The sequence below is a fragment of the Paraburkholderia sp. CNPSo 3274 genome (assembly GCF_024206475.1).
GTDB lineage: Bacteria > Pseudomonadota > Gammaproteobacteria > Burkholderiales > Burkholderiaceae > Paraburkholderia.
In genome coordinates this window covers 1-12,447 of the sequence record NZ_JAMBPR010000058.1, presented here as the reverse complement: position 1 = coordinate 12,447, position 12,447 = coordinate 1, and the positions used below count along the sequence as shown (strand labels likewise).

17 protein-coding genes and 4 pseudogenes are annotated in these 12,447 nt (G+C 57.4%); 6 read left to right on the top strand and 15 right to left on the bottom strand.

The window, feature by feature from the left end; translation table 11 throughout:
* Positions 1–26: 26 nt before the first annotated feature.
* The 3 genes from M3I54_RS44945 to M3I54_RS31300 form a co-directional block, all read right to left on the bottom strand.
* Complete coding sequence (locus tag M3I54_RS44945; RefSeq protein ID WP_302059219.1) at positions 27–155, bottom strand: hypothetical protein; 129 nt, start codon at positions 153–155, stop codon at positions 27–29.
* A 209-nt stretch (positions 156–364) separates the two neighbouring features.
* On the bottom strand, positions 365–880 hold the full coding sequence (locus M3I54_RS31305) for a carbonic anhydrase (RefSeq protein WP_254342986.1): 516 nt from the start codon (positions 878–880) through the stop codon (positions 365–367).
* Between the two features lie 321 nt (positions 881–1,201).
* Positions 1,202–1,351, bottom strand: a complete 150-nt coding sequence (locus tag M3I54_RS31300) for a hypothetical protein (RefSeq protein ID WP_254343044.1) — start codon at positions 1,349–1,351, stop codon at positions 1,202–1,204.
* Positions 1,352–1,682: 331 nt separating this feature from the next.
* Here M3I54_RS31300 and M3I54_RS31295 point away from each other — a divergent pair, with 331 nt between their 5' ends.
* The 3 genes from M3I54_RS31295 (at position 1,683) to M3I54_RS31285 (ending at position 4,071) form a co-directional block, all read left to right on the top strand.
* Positions 1,683–2,342: a response regulator transcription factor gene (locus M3I54_RS31295; RefSeq protein ID WP_254342984.1), complete on the top strand. Its 660-nt coding sequence runs from the start codon at positions 1,683–1,685 to the stop codon at positions 2,340–2,342.
* 159 nt (positions 2,343–2,501) lie between these two features.
* Positions 2,502–2,819: a response regulator gene (locus M3I54_RS31290; RefSeq protein ID WP_254342982.1), complete on the top strand. Its 318-nt coding sequence runs from the start codon at positions 2,502–2,504 to the stop codon at positions 2,817–2,819.
* Positions 2,820–3,096: 277 nt separating this feature from the next.
* Positions 3,097–4,071 (top strand): LysR family transcriptional regulator, encoded by a 975-nt coding sequence (locus M3I54_RS31285; protein ID WP_254342980.1) that lies wholly within the window; start codon positions 3,097–3,099, stop codon positions 4,069–4,071.
* Positions 4,072–4,484: 413 nt separating this feature from the next.
* Here M3I54_RS31285 and M3I54_RS31280 read toward each other — a convergent pair whose 3' ends face one another.
* The 3 genes and pseudogenes from M3I54_RS31280 to M3I54_RS31265 form a co-directional block, all read right to left on the bottom strand.
* Complete coding sequence (locus M3I54_RS31280; protein WP_254343042.1) at positions 4,485–4,784, bottom strand: universal stress protein; 300 nt, start codon at positions 4,782–4,784, stop codon at positions 4,485–4,487.
* Positions 4,767–5,189 (bottom strand): annotated as a pseudogene (locus tag M3I54_RS31275) (universal stress protein); the annotation flags it as partial. The pseudogene M3I54_RS31275 and the gene M3I54_RS31280, both read right to left, overlap by 18 nt.
* Positions 5,190–5,793: 604 nt before the next feature.
* Positions 5,794–6,018, bottom strand: a pseudogene (locus tag M3I54_RS31265) (transposase); the annotation flags it as partial.
* On the opposite strand from M3I54_RS31265, the gene M3I54_RS31260 reads away from it, so the two are divergent.
* The gene (locus M3I54_RS31260) at positions 5,969–6,346 is read left to right on the top strand and encodes a CSS-motif domain-containing protein (protein WP_254342978.1); all 378 of its coding nucleotides are present in this window, start codon (positions 5,969–5,971) and stop codon (positions 6,344–6,346) included. The pseudogene M3I54_RS31265 and the gene M3I54_RS31260 sit on opposite strands and share 50 nt — an antisense overlap.
* Positions 6,339–6,545: pseudogene (locus M3I54_RS31255) on the top strand (cyclic diguanylate phosphodiesterase); the annotation flags it as partial. The gene M3I54_RS31260 and the pseudogene M3I54_RS31255, both read left to right, overlap by 8 nt.
* 50 nt (positions 6,546–6,595) lie before the next feature.
* Here M3I54_RS31255 and M3I54_RS31250 read toward each other — a convergent pair.
* From M3I54_RS31250 to M3I54_RS31230, 5 genes are all read right to left on the bottom strand, one after another.
* A complete protein-coding gene (locus tag M3I54_RS31250) occupies positions 6,596–6,805 on the bottom strand; it encodes a hypothetical protein (RefSeq protein ID WP_375542250.1) in 210 nt (69 codons plus the stop codon).
* 507 nt (positions 6,806–7,312) lie between these two features.
* Positions 7,313–7,762, bottom strand: coding sequence for an ester cyclase (locus M3I54_RS31245; RefSeq protein WP_309249656.1), 450 nt, complete (start codon positions 7,760–7,762; stop codon positions 7,313–7,315).
* Positions 7,763–8,256: 494 nt separating this feature from the next.
* Positions 8,257–8,634, bottom strand: a complete 378-nt coding sequence (locus M3I54_RS31240; RefSeq protein WP_309249655.1) for a LysR family transcriptional regulator — start codon at positions 8,632–8,634, stop codon at positions 8,257–8,259.
* Between the two features lie 181 nt (positions 8,635–8,815).
* Positions 8,816–9,160 carry a response regulator gene (locus M3I54_RS31235; RefSeq protein WP_302059217.1) on the bottom strand — a complete coding sequence of 115 codons (345 nt, stop codon included), beginning with the start codon at positions 9,158–9,160 and terminating at the stop codon, positions 8,816–8,818.
* Between the two features lie 47 nt (positions 9,161–9,207).
* The gene (locus M3I54_RS31230; protein WP_254342972.1) at positions 9,208–9,411 is read right to left on the bottom strand and encodes a hypothetical protein; all 204 of its coding nucleotides are present in this window, start codon (positions 9,409–9,411) and stop codon (positions 9,208–9,210) included.
* A gap of 159 nt (positions 9,412–9,570) precedes the next feature.
* Between M3I54_RS31230 and M3I54_RS31225 the strand changes: the two genes are divergently transcribed.
* Positions 9,571–9,795, top strand: a complete 225-nt coding sequence (locus M3I54_RS31225; RefSeq protein WP_254342970.1) for an ATP-binding protein — start codon at positions 9,571–9,573, stop codon at positions 9,793–9,795.
* A gap of 98 nt (positions 9,796–9,893) precedes the next feature.
* Here M3I54_RS31225 and M3I54_RS31220 read toward each other — a convergent pair whose 3' ends face one another.
* The 4 genes and pseudogenes from M3I54_RS31220 to M3I54_RS31205 form a co-directional block, all read right to left on the bottom strand.
* Positions 9,894–10,277: a BON domain-containing protein gene (locus M3I54_RS31220; RefSeq protein WP_254342968.1), complete on the bottom strand. Its 384-nt coding sequence runs from the start codon at positions 10,275–10,277 to the stop codon at positions 9,894–9,896.
* Between the two features lie 53 nt (positions 10,278–10,330).
* A pseudogene (locus M3I54_RS31215) lies at positions 10,331–10,952 on the bottom strand (epoxide hydrolase N-terminal domain-containing protein).
* Positions 10,953–11,887: 935 nt separating this feature from the next.
* A complete protein-coding gene (locus M3I54_RS31210) occupies positions 11,888–12,196 on the bottom strand; it encodes a heme-binding protein (protein ID WP_254342966.1) in 309 nt (102 codons plus the stop codon).
* Between the two features lie 33 nt (positions 12,197–12,229).
* On the bottom strand, positions 12,230–12,447 hold a 218-nt coding region (locus M3I54_RS31205; protein ID WP_254342964.1), incomplete at its 5' end, for an integrase core domain-containing protein.

The window sequence follows — 12,447 nt, the reverse complement described above, 5'->3', positions numbered from 1 at the left end:
TATCTCCGTTCACGCTACCAGTTGCATCACGCCGGAGCCGGCGCGGCGGGGTCGAATACGTCGGCAAACCGCCCGCTCGTTCCAGCGGCACGTTGACCATTGATGAAATGACTCAGCTCGCGCACACGCGCGACGCCATGATCTGCTTCGCTCATACATCTCTCCAATAAAATAGCGCGTCAACTTGTGCAAAACCCGCTCGCTCCTGCCACCAGCTTCGTGCGACTCCAGGATCAGCAATCTTGTGAGCGCTGATATGCACACTCAACGTTTCGCGGGTTTTCGCTGACGGTCTACTTACGACGGGTTCGGGACATCTCGTGCTCATTTCTGGCCATCACGGGGACATCCGAGACTCGTGTATTTAGAGAGTCGAATCTTTCGTGGCAACTTCTTTCAGTTCCCCTGTTGCGAGATTCAGGACGAAGCCCCGAATGACGATCTCCGACGGCACCCACGGATGAGAACGAAGCTTCATCATCTGCTTCCTTGTTGCTTCATTTACGTCGGTATAGAAGTGGAATTTTGCGGGTGACACCGCCAACACACCCGTGCGTTCGTGAAGATGCTTCTCGAACGACTCGTCCGTAAACATCTCGCTCCCACATCCCGTGTGGCCAACAATCATGATTTCCTTCACGCCCAGAACGTGAATTGAAAACATGAGCGACCGGACGACATCGTCCGTAACAACTGTCCCAACATTTCGAATCAGGTCCGCGTCGGCGGGTTTGATATCGAGGCGTTGTAGCAGTTCATTCAGACGAGGGTCCATGCACGTTATGATCGCAACCTTCGGAGCCGGCTTATCCGCCAACGATGGATCGTGGTGCTTAGCGCTTGCTTGACTTGAAGTGATTGCGTGATCGATCAGACTCATTTGGATTCTCCGTCTGTGCGCTTCACGATCGATGTTTTCGATGGCGTGAAAGTGCGGTTTGTCGACACTCGTTGAAAACTGGCCACGGAAGCAGGCCGAGCGGGGATGCATTTTATTCTGGACGAGTTTCGACGCGAAGACATCATGGCCCGAGGCAATTCAATTGTTCTCTTCACTCAACATGTGTCAGCTCCGAAACAACTTTCAGTTCGACTTTCAAAAGGGTGTTTGGTCAGAGTCCCGGCCGCTATCGTTCGGAAGCAGGAAGCAAGACTGGGGCGACTACGCAGTGCGAAAGCTGAGCGGCCTCAATAATCGACATCAGGAATCTATCCTCCAGTTATCGGGAAGCGGGTTCGGTCCATTCTGACGTGACTCGCTGAGCAAACGGTTCGCTTCGGAGAACACGTCGAGCAGGCCTGCCACGTCCGTGGCCTGTACACCATCAAGCACCACAATAGCGAATTTCATTTTGCGCACCCGCTCTGACCGATGATGCCGATAGCGCGATGACCCGCTGGTAATTTAGGTTAGGCGTGCAGCGCGAGGCTGACCATTCTCCGAATGGCTGAAGCTGCATCTTGCCGGCATGCGGTCCCTCATACGCCGGTATAACCCGTGTAGCTCTCACGCGTGGTGTGCCATAAGGGGTCGATCTGACAAGCATGATTTATGGGGGCGCCTGCTTCAAAGGAAAGCAGTGCTCACAGTGTGCCAGCGGTAGCGACAAGCCTCGCTATTGCTTACCATATGGCGAGCATCGGCACTTTTTCGCCATCACGAACTTTTCGAAGATCGAGCGATGAAACACGATAGCGTTGGGACGCGAAGTGAACAACTACCGGACTCGCTCGTGTACGTGATCGACGACGACGAGTCTATTCGAGGTGCGCTAACCAGTTTGCTCATGTCAGTGGGCATCGAGGTTCGGGCGTTCGAATCGGCTGACGAATTCCTCGCCGTGAAAATGCCAGACGTGCCGAGCTGTCTCATTCTCGACATTCGACTACGAGGCGAGAGCGGTCTCACGCTTCAGCAGGAAGCCTTCAAAGAAAGCATTCGATTTCCCATCGTCTTCCTGACGGGACATGGCGATATCGGCATGACTGTCAAGGCGATGAAAGCGGGCGCTTTCGATTTCATGACAAAGCCATTCAAGGATCAGGATTTGCTCGATACGATCGCCGCGGCGCTCAAGCGCGATGGCGAATTGCGGCGCCAGGCGAGGCTCGTTGCGGGTATTCGTCAAGCCTACGATTCACTGACCGCCCGCGAGCGCGAAGTGATCGGGATGGTGGCGGAGGGTCTGTTGAACAAACAGATTGCTGACCTCCTGTGCCTAAGCGAGGTCACGGTCAAGATCCATCGGGCGCAGGCCATGCACAAACTCAATGCGCGCTCTGTCGCCGAGCTCATCAGGAAGTTGCAGCAGGTGCAGCCTGCTCCTCGGACCGCCAGATAGGCACTTGCCCATTCGCTGCGCGATGGCTGCCTGCGTCAGCGCGCGGATCTCGCCCGGTTAATGCGGACTGGCACAAGAATCATTCGAAGGTGTGATTGCTGCTGCCCATTCGGCGGGCTTGTATTTTGCAGAAAGATTCAATCTTTCCGCATCATTTCGATGGCCACCGGACCCCAGATAAAACCAGCGCGTTCGTCCGCAATGATCGTCATGGTGGACGACTATGAGTCCGTCAGGATGGCGCTGTCCAGTTTGCTGCGTTCGGCAAATTGGAACGTCATCGACTACGCGTCCGCCAACCATCTTCTGGGCGATACGCGCCGCTCGAAACTGAAACTCGTCGTTGCCGATGTCCAGATGCCGGGCATGGACGGCTTTGCGCTGCTCGAGTCGATCAAGCTATGGAAGCGTCCAATCCCCGTCATTTTCATTACCGCGTACGCGAAGCCGGGAAGTGCTGGAGCGCGCAAAACGTAACGGCGCGGCAGGCTTCTTCTCGAAGCCCGTGGATGACGCGGGACTTCTCGCACTGGTTAGTGAGCTGCCGAAGGGGTGACGTGGCCGAACGCCCTAAAATCGGGCGGTGTATGGCCTGACGAATCTGCCGCTATGCCGGCCGCTCGTTCAGGCCATCCGAATGGATTAGACGCGCACGCGCCTGCATAAGGCATCACATCATATCGAACGATACCGCCGCGCGGCTTACTCGCTTACGCTTGAATCGTCGGCCAGGGCAAAACACTCGCGAGGTGAGATGGATCAGCTTTACATGTTGCGTGCATTCGTCGCCGCTGCGCGGTATCAGAGCTTCAGCAAGGCCGCCGAATCGTTGAATGTGACCACCGGATCCGTGTCGAAAGCGATCGCGAGACTCGAAGAATGCGTCCAGACGAGAGTCCTGCTCAGGACAACGCGGTCCGTTTCCTTGACGGACGCCGCGCGATCGTACTACCTGATCTGCTGCCGTTTGCTCGAAGAACTCGACGAGGAGAACCGGCGCATCGCGCTGGAGCATGAGGTCAATGGCGGAAAGCTGCGCCTTGTCGTGCACCCCATGCTGGTGAACGGGGCGTTCTCACGGTTGGTACGGCGCTGTCGCGCCATCGCGCCTCATGTGAGTCTGGTGGTTTCCGTTCAGGATCACGTCACGAACCTGTTCGACGGCCGTTTCGATATCGCCATTCTTCCGCCTCAGCTGGTCGAGCAGTCCACCGTGATTCGCCGGACGCTATCGCGGTCGCCTCGCATTCTCGTGGCCGCTCCCGGGTATCTCGAGCAATACGGTGCACCGGAATCCGCTGCGAATCTCGCCAATCATTTTCTGCTGATCGATCCGGAAACGAGAAGGAAGGGTGGAGAATTCATCGTTCTGCGTGAGGGCGGCCGGAAAGTGAGCATTACGCCCATGTCGTCGATGGAGGGCAACGAGGTGGTGCTGCGCGCGGCGGCGCTCAACGGAACCGGCATTGCCACGCTGCCTGAAACCATGGTTCGCGAAGATATCGATATGGGACATCTCGTGCACGTCCTGCCGGAATGCACGGCATCGGATAGCACCGTTGAAATATGCCTTTTCTATGCTCACCGGGAACTGATCCCGGCGCGGCTCAGGATGTTCGTCGACTTTTGTACGGAGTTCTTTCGGGCGCCAGCGAAGGCGGGTGCCGGTGACGTGATACGTCTCCCGCAACCGGTCGTGCGAGACGCAGATCTCACGATGATTTCGTGATGGCGTGTTCGTACCCCGCCCCCTCGCGCCGTATTTGCGAAAAGGGCGCGCCACGCCAAATAAACAGGCAGAGGCCAGGCCCGCAATGGCGGGCATGATTTGTGGAGGTGGCTATGTCTTACGTTTTCGCACAACTGGATCTTCATAGGCAGTACTGCCTATGACGAATACACCTTTGTTTCATGGCTCAACAGAAAGGTCCATCGCCGCACGGTGGATCTGCGGCGTGTTTGCCTGCTGTGAATGTCCGCCTGGTCTGCGCCAGAAGATCCAGGATCCATAAGCGCAAGCCGAGCGGAAACAGCGAAATCTGATGTCTAGCGACTGCATTTCGGATTTTGGGGAAAATGGGGTTATCAATTCTCACGAGCTTCAACCAGAGCTGAGCATGGCGACTTGTTGATGACAATCCCTCATGTCGACGGGTTGGTCAAACGCCGTAGGCGCGATAAGTGATGGTGTCCCATCACAATGACCTCGGCGTTCAGCAGCCGGGCCTGTTCGACGACAACGTCGGCCGGATTTCCAGCGCAGAAGTGCTGTACAACGGCGAGATTCCCCGGACGGTCAGTTGAAACTCCCCCGGTTGTGGTCGCGTAAAATCCCCCACCGGGTGAAGCAGGATGAGGTCGAGTTTTATTCCTCTTTCGTTTTCTGCGCAAGCGCCTCGGCGGTTTCCTTGAGCCGGTAGCTGCGCTGGACTTCCAGACCACGCGCCTCAAGCTGCGTCGCGAATACCTCAACGTCATGACGAACAGGCGTGGCCGGCGGTAGCGGCCCGTCTTCGGATCTCGAGTGGGGGCGCCTTCGCCGTAGTCCACCTGCGCCTCTTCGCCAGCGGCGCATTCGAGACGATCGAACTGTTCAGAATCAACGTGGCGCAGGGCTCACACGAAGCGTTTGACGCTCTCGTAGCTGGCCGTGAAGCCATGCTGGTCGACGAGGTCCTGGTAGATCACCTGGGCGTTGCGCTTCAGACGCACCTGCTGTTCGGATGGGTCGACAATGCATAGAAGGTGTACGGTCGCCGTACCTGACGCTGCCACGCGGATTGCCAGATCAATGACGTGGGAACTCTGGGGCGAGCCGTCCAGGGGAACAAGGGGGATATTGAACATGGTGGGGCCTTCGAAGATACGAGTGACATCAGCCTATAATCGCTCTCCCTTCCCGCGGACTCCGCAAGGGTTCTCGCTATCTGGCGAACAGGCGATATCTGCATTGCGAAGAGTGCAAGTACTCTGCCAAGTATGGCGGTCGAGTGGTACCCGGAACCGCGAGGCGGACCGCTATTCAATAATCCGTGAGTGCGGGCGTCCTCGCGAAGCACGCGGCGCAAGGCGGGTTACTCCTAATGCGCGTCTTCAGCCGACGCGGAAGCTGCCTTCATGGCGGTGATGGCTGACATATCCATTGCGTTTCCCCTTCCGTGAGCCGCGGTGAAGAGCTTACGAAAACTGGTACTTCTCGCGCACCAGGTTGCCGATCCCGATCCGGTCGAGGATCGTCAGCGGGCAAAGGATGGTGACACTCACCGTGCCCGGCAGGCGGCAGATTTAAATCGACCCTGTGATGGTTGCGGGGTTGAGTACTTCTTCATACGATAGGCCGGTCACTGACGCCGCGCGGCGCAAGCCGCAAGCACGCTCGCGCTCTCTGCGAGGCGCTTGCTCACGCCTTCGCTGGCAACGCGCCTTCGCCGATGCCGGGCTGAATAATTACCACGTCGGTTCCTTTACGATGTAGCAACGCCTGGGCTACGTTAATGTCGTGAACATTGGCCGCGGTTCCAATGACCGTATGGACCAGGCCCGAGTCGGCGTCCACGCCGATATGCATCTTCATCCCGAAGTACCAGTTGCCACCCTTCTGCGTTGATTGCATTTCCGGATCACGCGTGCCCGAGCCATTTTTTGTCGAACTGGACGCGGCGAAGGTTGCGATAACCGGTCGCGAGGAGCTGATCGGCAATGATCTGGTTGCATCGATTGACCGGATTCTGGATAGCGTCAGTTCGCGGCGTCAGACCGAGCTTGCGGCGCTCGCCGGCAAATCGTGCCAGCAAGTCGGGGCTTCGCTGCCAGAGTTGGAGACGCAACTGCGTTGTGTACGTGCAGTCGTGCTCGTATCAGACGGCCGTCTTTACTGCTCTTCCGCACTCGGAGCGATCGACGTTCACCTTGTCGGCCTATTTGTTCGTGACTGGCGGTGTGACAAGAAGCCTTCTCGCGCAGACTCGGCACCAGCCCGGCGTTCCCGTGCTTGCAATGTTTGACAGGACAGCCGCGAGTACGGGCGTACTGTCCATCATTGAGGGTGATTATCTCGCAGACACGCTTGCGCACGGTGTCAGATACGGTGCACAGACTGCGGCGAAGTCGGTGACGGGTGCGGGGCTTCTGAACGATCGTGAGACATTTGTGCCAGCATCCGCGCCTCGGGCTGCATACGCGACGCGCGTCTCATCGCGTGCATCGCCGTTTGCCATTCTGGTGTCGTCCTCCGCTGATTTCATCTCTGGCATTCACTGGAGGTACAAACTGGCGCCCCTGGCTGCCGCCCTATTGACCTTGCGGGGAATCCACAGACCGGCGGCAATCATCAGCGCGCGTATCGTCTCGGCCGACAGAGCGATACCGCGGCATTCGCGCAGTTTCTCGCACGCCAGCGTCGGCCCGAGGGCATAGCGCTCGCGAAGGACAGCCAACGCGCGGCGCGCCATGCCCTCGGGCAACTGACGATTTCCCGGCCGGCCGGCCGCGCCTGCCTGACCCGGGCCTGGCACCCAAATTCCTCCGGGTTGGGAATTAGATGAATGGCGGCAGGCACAAGCAGTCTGCTAACGCTGAAATTGGGGCCGAGGCTCGCGCAGACCCCGCAAACAACGATTGGCGTGTCGGTGGGCTGCTGATCGAGACCCGAGGGAAGGGCTCGCCCTGTTCAGGCTGCAATGCGAAGGCCGCGCCGGTTCAGCTTCTGCAGTCGCTGCGCGATCAACGAACGCCGCCGTCGCTTCAGCTAGACTTTCGTCGGGGATGATCGCTTGCGGCCTTGCCGGCCAGTTTCGGTTCGAGCACGTCACTCGCGAAGACCGGCCTCGCTTTGTCTCGGGACGCGCGCGGAGCGCGGCAGAATGTAGTCATGACTTGACCGTTTGATGCGATACGATTTGGAGCCAGTTTCGGGCGATATGGCCGCGATGCGAATAGAGGGCTTGCTTAGTGCGAAGTTCAGGGGATCGTCAGATCAAATGCGAATCGAGGTTCGTGGGTAACTGCCCAAGTTGCCGGAACACGGTAAGCCAATCTTCGAGATGCCATGTCTTCGCGATCAAAGAGCCCCGCATCTGATGAAAAGAGTGGATGGCAAATTTGACCTGCTTCGCGCTCGGCGTCATGCCGAGTAGTTCTCCAGATTGCGTACCGCTGACTTCAGCGCGAACGCCGACACGATCCCCATGGAGCAGCAGATCGAGAACTACGATTTTCATATCGGGAAGTGCGATAGCCAGGCGTGCGAACGCGCTTGCCATTTGATCGGCTCCCGGCGCCGCGCCGGGTGGCCCCGGGATGTACTCCCAGTCCTCGGTTACGACCGATCGTAACAGCGCAACGTCTTTTGTGGCAAATGCACGGTAGAACTCCTTGATTGCCGTGCGGACAGTGTCTTCGTCTTCACTTCGGGTCATCATTCTTCGCCTCCAAAAAATTCGACGAGTTCGATTTGCGATTGTCAGTTGACGGCAGGCTGACCACCCCTTTCGGCGGAAGACACGCCCGCTGTCAGCGAAGTCGCTTGCGATAGAGGCTTTCGCCGTAGCCGCGCACGATATTGTCAAGTTCAAACAGAGAAGTCTCCCTGGCTTCCACGATTCGTGCAATGCCGCCGCGAAGCACGTTTTCAGAAGTCGCTTCGACCGATTCGTTGTCGAGAACCCCAGAACACCTTCGATTGTATGTTCGGTAAGTCCACCTGTGGCGCCAAGGAGTGAAGCCCGAAATTGGAGCTGCCGGGCCACCTAGCATTGAATTGCAACCTCGCGCTGATTTGAAGGAGGCTTACACTCCCCGTTTCCCGATGTTGCGGCAAGCGTTCGTCGTTCCAGCGCCTGGCGAACTGCATCGGCAACGTCAATGCCAACGTTGGTCATGGTGGTTCTCCTTCCGCGAATAACAGGCGACCCTTTTATGCCAACCCTGCCCTACATAGCGATCGTTCGCAGCGCCTAATCAGTCCGTCGAACAGGTTCGTGGCGTGGTCCTGGACGGACACCACCAGACTCACATGAGGCGCGATGGCGCGATAGCGCCGCAACAGTCGCGAAAACGTTCCGCTCACCAGCATGGGGTGCACGACCAACCGCAGCTTGCCGCCATTGACCTCATGCTCGAGTGCGATCTGCCGGTTCGCTTCGTCGAGTTCTTCGAGCAAGCGGCAACACGTCACGTAGTGCGACTGCGCGGCTTCGGTCAAAGAGACGGATCTCGTTGTCCACAGCAAGACGCGGGTCTGAACGCATTCCTCAAGCTTGGCGATCGCTTTCGACACAGCCCCTGTCGTCACATATAAAGCTGACCCATCTCGCACCTCACAAGTGTTTTGCTGGCCGACGATCCAAGCGTAAGCGCGTCAGCCGCGCGATGGTATCGTCCGATCAGGTGTGTGTCTTATGCAGGCGCGTGCGCGTCTAATACATTCGGATGGCGAGAGCGGGTGGCCGGCATAGCGGCGCCGTTCGGCCGTGTCACTTCTTCAGCACTTCGCCGACCAGTGCGAGAAGTCGTGCGTCATCCACGGGCTTCGACAAGAAGCCTGCCGCGCCGTTACGTTTTGCGCGCTCCAGCACTTCCCGGCTCGCGTACGCCGCAATGAAAATGACAGGAATTGGGCGCTTCCACAGCTTGATCGATTCAAGCAGCGCAAAGCCGTCCATGCCCGGCATCTGGATATCGGCAACGACGAGATTCAGTTTGGACCGGTGCGCATCGTCCAGAAGATGATTGGCGGACGCGTAGGCAATGACGTTCCAGCTCGTCGAACGCAGCGAACTGGACAGCGCCATTCGGACGGATTCATCGTCGTCTACCATTGCGATCGTTGCACTCGAGCGCGCTGGTTTTATCTGGGGTCCGGTGGTCATCGAAATGATGCAGAAAGGTAGAATTTTTCAGCAAAATACAGGCCCGCCAAAGGGGGATCAATCACACCTTCGGATGATTCTTGTGACAGTTCGTATTGACGGGGATGTACCTGGACCTGGATGGCGTTCTGCGGGGTCCCCTGCACCTGCTGCAACTTCTTGACGAGTTCGGCCACCGACCGAGCATTGAGCTTATGCATCGCCTGCGCCCGATAGCGTCACGCTACTAGTGGTCGATTCCATTCGCTGCGACAGCGCGACCGCAGAGCCGCTCGCACAAATGGTGCATGAGAAGACGGGTTGCAATCCGTTCTTCACGATCCATCATCGTCAATATCCCTGTCAACGCGATGCAGCAAATGGAACAGTCGCAAAGCCCGAAGCGAAAGATCACGATCGGAACCGATACAACGGATGCCGACACGCTTCAATGTTCGATCGAGGATAGTGGCCCGGGTGTCGCGCAGATGCATATGAACCGCCTCTTTGAGAGCTTTTTTACAACGAAAGATAACGGCATCGGAATGGGCGTGCCCATCTGCCGGTCAATCACCGACGCCCATGACGGATGCATCGCATGCTGACAATTTCTCAAGGCACGGCGGCGCCCGCCTTCGCTTCAAATTGGCCTTGGCCGACGCCGTCCGTTAACCGGCCCGCTGCGAGTTGTCCGCGCTCCTCGCTAATTACCTGCTGCTCTAACATGCAGGTTATTCTTCACGCCCGTCACGCCGGCGACGCCAGCAGCACGGGTCGCAGCCAGATTTATCTGCTGGTCGTCGGGCGCATCGCCTTCGAGCGTGATCTTCCCACCGCGCGCCAATATAGTGATCCCGGAAGAGTCGAGGTGCTTCGTTTGCGTGAGTTCATGCCTTACCTTTGCTTCGAGCTGGTGATTCTCCTTTCGCATCTCTTTCTTGCTGGGCACAGCCGCGCCGGATCCAGGTGCATCCGTTTGTGCAAATACGGGCGCGATCCCTGTCAAGGCCCCCAAAGTCAATAACGCGATCATGTATGGCTTAAATTTCATAACAGAACTCCTGATAAATCGAATAATCTCGAACATGCGCTAGACTGCGCAAAACTGCGATGGAACCCAGAAAATCTCTAACGCCTGTTTCAACGTAACGGCCGGAAACTGCCCCGAACCTCTTCCACAAACGCTTGGGTCTGCTCCCAAGCCGCAAAGTGTCCTCCTTTCGGCAGCCGGTTATAGTGAATCAGCTTTGGATACGCTTTTTCAGTCCAACTCTTTGGGGCCGCGTAAATTGCATCCAGAAACACACTCACCGCGACCGGAATTGCGACGTGCTTCGTCGCGCTCCTTTGAACGAACGTGAATGAAGTGAAGGTCCAGTCCGTCGATCTCGGTCACGTATTGAGGCAGTGCATTGAGGCGTGCGTCGACCTTGCGCCAGCCATAATACGTTGCCCAGTACTGCGCAAGGCTTTGCATCGTCACGAGTCGCATACCCTGCGAAGCGTCAGTAATCGTTTCGCGTTCTGGCCAGCGGGTCGCGTTGATACGTCTTCGCAGATCAGTGAGCAGAGAGTCCGGAACATGAACCCGAAGCATACGTATTGCAGTCTTGTCGCCGTTCACCGGTTGCACAACCTGCATGTCGGGTGCGCTACCTTCGGAAAATGCGAATCGGGTCAACGAGCCTGTTATTGCCGTTGTCGCTGCAGCTTCTATAAAGCGACGACATGCTGAAGACCGTGAATAAGGATCGTACGGCACGGCAACTCCCGAGCGCTCTCAGTGGCCAAAGAAGGTATTGCAAAAGCTGACTGGGCCGAGGCAGTTCTCGCCGTGGTAAGCATTCCCGCGGCCACGTTGAGAAACGAAAAGCACGTGTTGCTGCGATCCACCCTGAGAGGGCCTTTCTTCCGATTCGCCGTAGCTCGAAGCATTCGCATAGCCGCCGTACTCCAGTCGCTCAATACGCCCGTCGCCTGGATCCGACGTCCCACTGCTCTGCGCAAACACCGTGGTTGAAACTGCGCACGCTGTCACAACGACAGAAATGCAAATAAAGTTCCGCATTGCGGCCTCCTAATTTCACTGTGCAGCGCAACCGTAGTGGCAGCGAGCCGCCAGTGAACGTTTGCGCTGGGCCTACCTCTGCGCGAGCCGTATTTTTATTCGGCTCGTTACGATCATCAAGTCGTGTGCTAAATGAGGGCAATTGCCTCCAAACAGCCTTTCCGCTCAGCCGATCGGGGCAGAACGAGAATCGCGACATTCGGCAGTCAACACACCGTGCATCCGACATCCCAGGTTGCCCCGTACCACTCAATATCGTTTGATATTCGTGCCTCTCGATCGCCATAGCCTGCAGGACTCCGACCGCATAGTCGCACTCGACGGTTCCCTCCATCAAGTCCCAATCACCAGTCGGCAGAGACTTACTGTCACGCACTCACATTCCCATGGACGATCGCACGCGTCGAACAAGCTCAAACGACGCGTCGGACAGCACGCAGCCTAAAAGTAACCTTCTCGTGCGCGGTCGGTCGCGTCGTTCCAAGGTACTCGCGAATGTGCATTCGAATCAAAGTTGCGGGTGAATGCTTGAAATTCTGCCAGGACTTTTCGCACCGGTGCTGCACGATGCACCAACAACGATGACTATCGTTTGCCAGGTGGTGAGGCAGGCGCAACCTTGCCCGCGTTCAATGTGGCAACTGATCCGCGACCTTGGCGACACCAGCGGCCGCACAGACTTCGTCTTTATCGCCACCCGGCGCGCCACCTATTCCCAAAGCTCCGACGATCTCCCCATTCGCCTTGAAAGCAACAGCACCGGGCAGCGCCATCACGTTATGAACAGTCGCGAGTTGCGGCGCAAATGGGTTCGTCTTCACCAGTTCGAAGAATCCGCTCGAACGGTCGAAACCGAACTCCGGTCCAAGCGTGACGACCGTAAACGCTTTCCGGAAGCTCGATTCACCTGTGGCTACTGGTGCATGATCGCCCCTCAAAATGGACTTGCCCCTGCATGACCGGACACGCGGTCACGCTTCGGTTGGTGAAGTTGCGCGCTGGCGGAATTCGCGTGGCGAGCAGTATTTCAAGGCGCTGTGCGGATGCGATTCGTTGTAGTGGTCAAACGCGATAGCCAGGTTTTGCAGTGCGGTTCTGACATCAGGCTTGGGCATCCATGAGACGTAGTCACGCTTTATCGTTTTGACGAAGCTTTCGGCCATCCCGTTGCTCTGCGGACTTCTCACAG